Below are 5781 nucleotides of genomic sequence, written 5' to 3' on the forward strand. Positions count from 1 at the left end.
AATAATTTTCATGGGATTATCTCTCTCAGGAATTGGCCTGGACTCTAATTTTTTGGGGGAGATTTTCCCACTATGGTATATTTGTATAGAAAATAATTAGTTAACGTAAAAAAAAGAAGGTTTTGTGTTACAGAACCTTAAAAGTGATCAGGAGAGCAATATGCCAAAACTAACATTTTTAGGAGCAACGGGTACAGTGACCGGTTCCAGATTTCATTTAGAAATAGAAGGAAAAAATCTGCTTATAGATTGTGGAATGTTTCAAGGTCCCAAAAAAATAAGATTGAAAAATTGGGAAGAATTTCCCGTTCCACCTTCGTTATTCGATTATGTTCTTCTCACACATGCTCACATCGATCACAGTGGTTATCTTCCCAAATTTGTGCGGGAAGGATTTAATGGGAAAATAATCTGCACTCATGCCACGGCAGAACTTTGCAAAGTGATGCTGAAAGACAGCGCACACATCCAGGAAGAAGATGCGAAATGGGCTAATAAAAAAGGCTTTTCCAAACATTCACCGGCATTGCCGCTTTATACGACTGAAGACGCAGAAAAAGCGATCAAACTTTTTGCTCCTGTTCATTATGGCGATCATTTCAAACTTACAGAAAATACCCGAATTAAATTTCATGATTCAGGTCATATTCTTGGCTCTGCACTCATCGATATTAAAACGAAGATAAATAACGAAACTCGAAAAATTCTATTTTCCGGCGATCTGGGAAGACCGGAAATTCCGGTTTTGAATGAACCTGATCAGGTTTATAATGTTGATTATCTAATTTTAGAATCCACTTATGGAAATCGATTACACGAATCCAGCGAACCGATTGAAGAGCTTGTAAATGTGATCAAAAGAAGCATGGATCGCGGCGGATCTCTAACGATTCCGGCTTTCAGTGTGGGCAGAACACAGACATTACTATTTCTTCTGCGTCTTTTGGAAGCTGAAGGAAAAATTCCCTCCTATCCAATTTTTGTGGATTCTCCCATGGCAATTGAAGCACTGCAGATTTTCGAAAATCACATCCAAGATTTTGACCTGTTTACACGCATGCAGAATATGGCAGGAAAAGATATTTTCCGTCCCAGAAATCTACATATCTGCCGTAGTAAACAGGATTCAATGAGTATCAACGATCATAAATCCGGCTGTATCATAATTTCCGCTAGCGGCATGGTTACCGGTGGCAGAATAGTTCATCATCTCAAACAAAGGCTTCCCGATCCCAAAAATACAGTTCTACTGATAGGTTATCAGGCTATCGGAACGCGCGGCAGAACGATAATGGAAAAAAAAGAAACTGTGAAAATTCATGGAAAGGAAATTCCAATAAATGCACAAATAGAAATGATTGACGGTTTTTCCGGTCATGCCGATTACAATGAAATGCTGGCCTGGCTGATGCCGTTCAATAAATCACCCAGGGCAACTTTTCTGGTTCATGGAGAAGAAAATGCCAGCGAAGCGATGGCAGAAAAGATCAAACAGACTTATCATTGGAACGTAAAAATTCCCCAATTTGGCGAGAGTTTTGAATTAGAATAAAAACCCTTGCCAAGGTTGTGAAACTTTCATAAATTCTCGACCTTCGCAAGGTTTGAGCACCAGTTTTAATCTAGAATTATGACTTGGTTCACAGATAAAAATGAAAAGAAATATTTAGTTTGTAAAATTACGGACCGTAAAAATACGAACTGAAAAATAAATTAGATTTATCATTAAAACTTGACGTAAAATAATTTAAATTACAAATCACAAATAGTGATAGAAATGTTACGCTAATAGAGGTAAAATATGAATTTATTCGATGAGAATTTGCAATTGAAAAAAAGCGATCCAACCAAAACGGAAGCCTGGAAAAAGCTCCAGGAACACTATAAAGAGATGAAAACTGTCCACATGAAAGATCTCTTTAAAAAAGATCCTGAACGATTCACGGAATTTTCTTTACGATTCGGCGAAGTTTTATATGATTTTTCTAAGAATATCATCACTTCCAAAACTATGAAGCTGTTAGTGGAATTAGCTAAAGAAGTTGATCTGAAAGACGCAATCGACAAGATGTTTGGTGGTGAAAAGATCAACGAAACAGAAAACAGAGCAGTGCTTCACACAGCCCTTAGAAATCGTTCTGATGAGCCAGTTTTCTTTGAAGATGAAGATGTCATTCCACAGGTAAAAGAAGTTCTGGATAAGATCAGAGATTTTTCCGAAAAGATCATTTCCGGTCTCTGGCTGGGATATTCCGGCAAACCGATCACAGATATTGTAAATATCGGAATTGGTGGTTCCGATCTGGGACCGTTCATGGTTGCTGGAGTTTTGAAACCGTACAACAAAATAAACATCAATACCCATTTTGTTTCCAATATCGACGGAACACATATCGTGGAAACTCTAAAGAATCTAAATCCCGAAACTACGCTTTTCATGATCGCTTCCAAAACATTTACCACAGTGGAAACCATGATAAATGCCAACACAGCCAAGCATTGGTTCCTAAGTGAAGCGATCAAAGAAGATATGATGAAACAACATTTTGTGGCAATTTCTACCAACGAAGAAAAAGTTAAGGAATTCGGTATTGATCCGCAAAATATGTTCATTTTCTGGGATTGGGTTGGTGGCCGTTTTTCACTTTGGAGCGCTATCGGACTTTCCATTGCCTGCACGATTGGTTATGAAAATTTTGAAGAATTACTGGAAGGGGCTCATGAAATGGATAGGCATTTCAAAAATACAAAATTCGACAAGAATATTCCGGTAATTCTGGCACTTCTCGGCGTGTGGTACAACAATTTCTTTGGAGCACAATCAGAAGCAATTATACCTTACGATCAGTACATGCATCGCTTCACTTCTTACATGCAGCAACTCAATATGGAAAGCAACGGTAAAGGTGTAGATCGCAATGGAAAAAAAGTGAAATATGAAACCGGACCGGTAATTTGGGGAAAGCCGGGAACAAACGGTCAACATGCTTTTTTCCAGCTTTTACATCAAGGCACAAAAATGATTCCCTGCGATTTCATCGCCTCTGCTCTCAGCAAAAATCCCATCGGAGAACATCAACAAATTCTGCTGGCAAATTTCTTCGCTCAAACCGAAGCTCTGATGATGGGAAAAGATGAAAAACAGGTTGTCAAAGAATTGAAAGCTGCTGGAAAATCTAAAGAAGAAATCCAGAAGCTTACACCATATAAAATATTTGATGGCAACAGGCCAACCAATACGATCCTGATGAAAAGGATCACTCCCTACAATCTGGGAAGTCTTATTGCCATGTACGAACATAAAATCTTTGTACAGGGAATTATCTGGAATATTTACAGTTTCGATCAGTGGGGAGTGGAACTTGGAAAAGAACTGGCAAATAATATTCTGGAAGAATTAAAAAAGAAATCTAAGGTTAAAACTCATGATAAATCTACGCGGGGTTTGATAAATGCTTTCAAAGATTTTACTAAAGATACTCCCACCACCGGAAAATCTGATTTGGATCACATTGCTGCTCATGGTTTTGCTATGGGTTCGGATTGGAATCCACCACAATTAAATGAAATGCATCACAAAATTATTGAACAATGCGTAGAAAAACCACTTTCCAGCCAGGAAATAGCAGATGCTCTGCAGCGTCATGGAAAATCTGGAAATCTGAAAAGAGCGATTTCTTCTTTGAAAAATAAAAGATACTTAGCTTTCACGATCCCCGATAAACCGGGAAGTTCAAAACAGAAATATAAGATAACACGAAAAGGTATGAAAGCTTTGGAACAATATGGTCAGCATAAAAAAGTAATTTTAAATCGTATTCAGGTAATCAAGGGTGACATCACAAATCTAAAAGTTGATGCTATCGTAAATGCTGCAAACACTTCACTGCTGGGCGGTGGTGGAGTTGATGGAGCGATTCATCGTGCCGCAGGTGAAGAACTGAAAATTGAATGTAGAAAACTGGGTGGATGTCCCACTGGAGAAGCCAGAATTACGCCGGGATTTCAACTTCCAGCCAAAAATGTAATTCATGCTGTGGGTCCAGTTTGGCACGGCGGCAAAACTAAAGAAAATCAACTTCTGGCAAGTTGTTATAAAAACAGCCTGGACCTGGCAGTGAAAAATGGAATCCGCACGATCGCTTTTCCGGCAATAAGTTGCGGCGTTTATCGGTTTCCATTTGATAAAGCAGCCGAAATTGCAGTTCAGGAAGTTAAGAAATTCCTGGAAATAAATTCTACAGTAGAGAAAGTTATTTTCAGTTGCTTTAACGATGATATCTATAACGCTTATCTGGAAGTAGTAAAAGAAACATTTTAAAGGAATAATTATGAATTTGACTGGTAAACAAAAAGCAAAACTAAAATCAATAGGACAAACCCAAAAAGTAATGGTTCAGATTGGTGATAAAGGCGTTACAGAAAATGTGATCAGAAGCTTGGATGAGGCTCTGGAAGCGCATGAACTGATCAAAATCTCTGTTCAGCATCCGCATCGTGATATTCGTAAGGAAATGATCGCAGAACTGGCAGAGAAATCCGAATCTCAGATCGTTAATATAATCGGAAAGACAGCACTGTTATTCAAAGAAAATCCTGAAAAACCGGTAATTTCTGAAAAATTGTAGCGAACTCATCCTGCCGTCCTTCTCTTCTTCGAAAGGTTTAAGATTAAAAGGCAGCAATAGCTGCGAAAATCAGGCATTACAAAACTGGAGTTTTGTAACGAGTATGTAGAAATAAAGATGAAACTCTGAAAAGGTCTCTTTCAACCAGTTCATGCTTTTGACACTTTCAGAGTTGGAGCGAATAAAATACCTTGAAAGTGCTAAGGAAGATGAGGGTTTGTATGAAGCCTTTTCAAGGTTAAACGTAACTCGATCTGCCAGATCGAGAAAAATGCGACCAAGCTGGTCGCTGTACGGGAAATTATGAAATTTGTTAAAACACAGGACGGATCATACACTGTTTTCAATGAAGCTGCCGAGGAGCATTATCATTCCATTTCCGGTGCTTTGGAAGAAGCTTTGGAAAAGCATGTAAAAGCAGTTGGGGTGGAAGATGGATTTCAGATTCTGGATTTCTGTTTTGGTCTGGGTTACAATTCAATAACTGCCACAAAAAGTCATAATAATCTGAAAATTATTGGTTTGGAAAATGATATAGAAATCCTAAAAACAATAAAAAAAATAAAAGTTCCAAAAGAAATCCAAAACGAATTCGCTGCTTTTCGAGATATCGCGAAAAGATTAGAGATCACAGATCAGCACAAAAACACAATCAAATTGATCATCGGAGATGCAATGCAAACGATCGAGCAGCTTCCTGAAAATTATTTTGATCGCGTTTTCTTTGATCCATTTTCTCCGCAGAAACAACCGGAAATGTGGAGCAGAGAAATCTTCCAAAAAGTACATGACAAAATGAAACCAGGTGGCAAATTGAGCACTTACAGTTGTACCAAATGGATTCGGCAAAACATGAAAAATGCCGGATTTCAGGTTTTAGATGGTCCCGCTGTAGGACGCAAAAGTCCAGCAACGATTGGAGTGAAATAAGCTGCCTTTTTGAAGGGGAGATGGCGACTTTGTCGGCAGAGGGGTTTTTGATAAATAAAATTTTTTGATTAAAAACTGAACCCCCTTTAATCGAAAGAATTCCTCGCTGCTCTGCATCGGGGTTTTCCAAATTTTCTCCCCTGTTTGAGGGGAGATCCGGCAGTTGCCGGAGAGGGGTAAATAATGAAAATTCGATTTTCAGCTTGCTGAAATAAATTTAGCG

Annotated in this window: 4 protein-coding genes; all 4 read left to right on the forward strand. The window is 38.5% G+C overall.

Features of this window, described 5'->3' with window-relative positions; genetic code table 11:
- The first annotated feature begins 160 nt into the window (after positions 1 to 160).
- The 4 genes from K9N40_12950 (at position 161) to K9N40_12965 (ending at position 5558) form a co-directional block, all read left to right on the forward strand.
- A complete protein-coding gene (locus K9N40_12950) occupies positions 161 to 1552 on the forward strand; it encodes an MBL fold metallo-hydrolase (protein MCF7815376.1) in 1392 nt (463 codons plus the stop codon).
- Between the two features lie 249 nt (positions 1553 to 1801).
- Complete coding sequence (gene pgi, locus K9N40_12955) at positions 1802 to 4321, forward strand: glucose-6-phosphate isomerase (GenBank protein MCF7815377.1); 2520 nt, start codon at positions 1802 to 1804, stop codon at positions 4319 to 4321.
- A gap of 10 nt (positions 4322 to 4331) precedes the next feature.
- Entirely contained in the window at positions 4332 to 4628 is a 297-nt protein-coding gene (locus tag K9N40_12960) for a YhbY family RNA-binding protein (protein ID MCF7815378.1), read from the forward strand.
- Between the two features lie 303 nt (positions 4629 to 4931).
- Entirely contained in the window at positions 4932 to 5558 is a 627-nt protein-coding gene (locus K9N40_12965) for a hypothetical protein (GenBank protein ID MCF7815379.1), read from the forward strand.
- Positions 5559 to 5781: the final 223 nt, after the last annotated feature.

This window comes from Candidatus Cloacimonadota bacterium (assembly GCA_021734245.1).
Taxonomy (GTDB): domain Bacteria; phylum Cloacimonadota; class Cloacimonadia; order Cloacimonadales; family TCS61; genus B137-G9.

Excerpts from the sequence above, each read along its gene's own strand:
- pgi (MCF7815377.1), top strand. The coding sequence starts at position 1,802 with ATGAATTTATTCGATGAGAATTTGCAATTGAAAAAAAGCGATCCAACC.
- K9N40_12965 (MCF7815379.1), top strand. The coding sequence starts at position 4,932 with ATGAAATTTGTTAAAACACAGGACGGATCATACACTGTTTTCAATGAA.
- K9N40_12950 (MCF7815376.1), top strand. The coding sequence starts at position 161 with ATGCCAAAACTAACATTTTTAGGAGCAACGGGTACAGTGACCGGTTCC.
- K9N40_12960 (MCF7815378.1), top strand. The coding sequence starts at position 4,332 with ATGAATTTGACTGGTAAACAAAAAGCAAAACTAAAATCAATAGGACAA.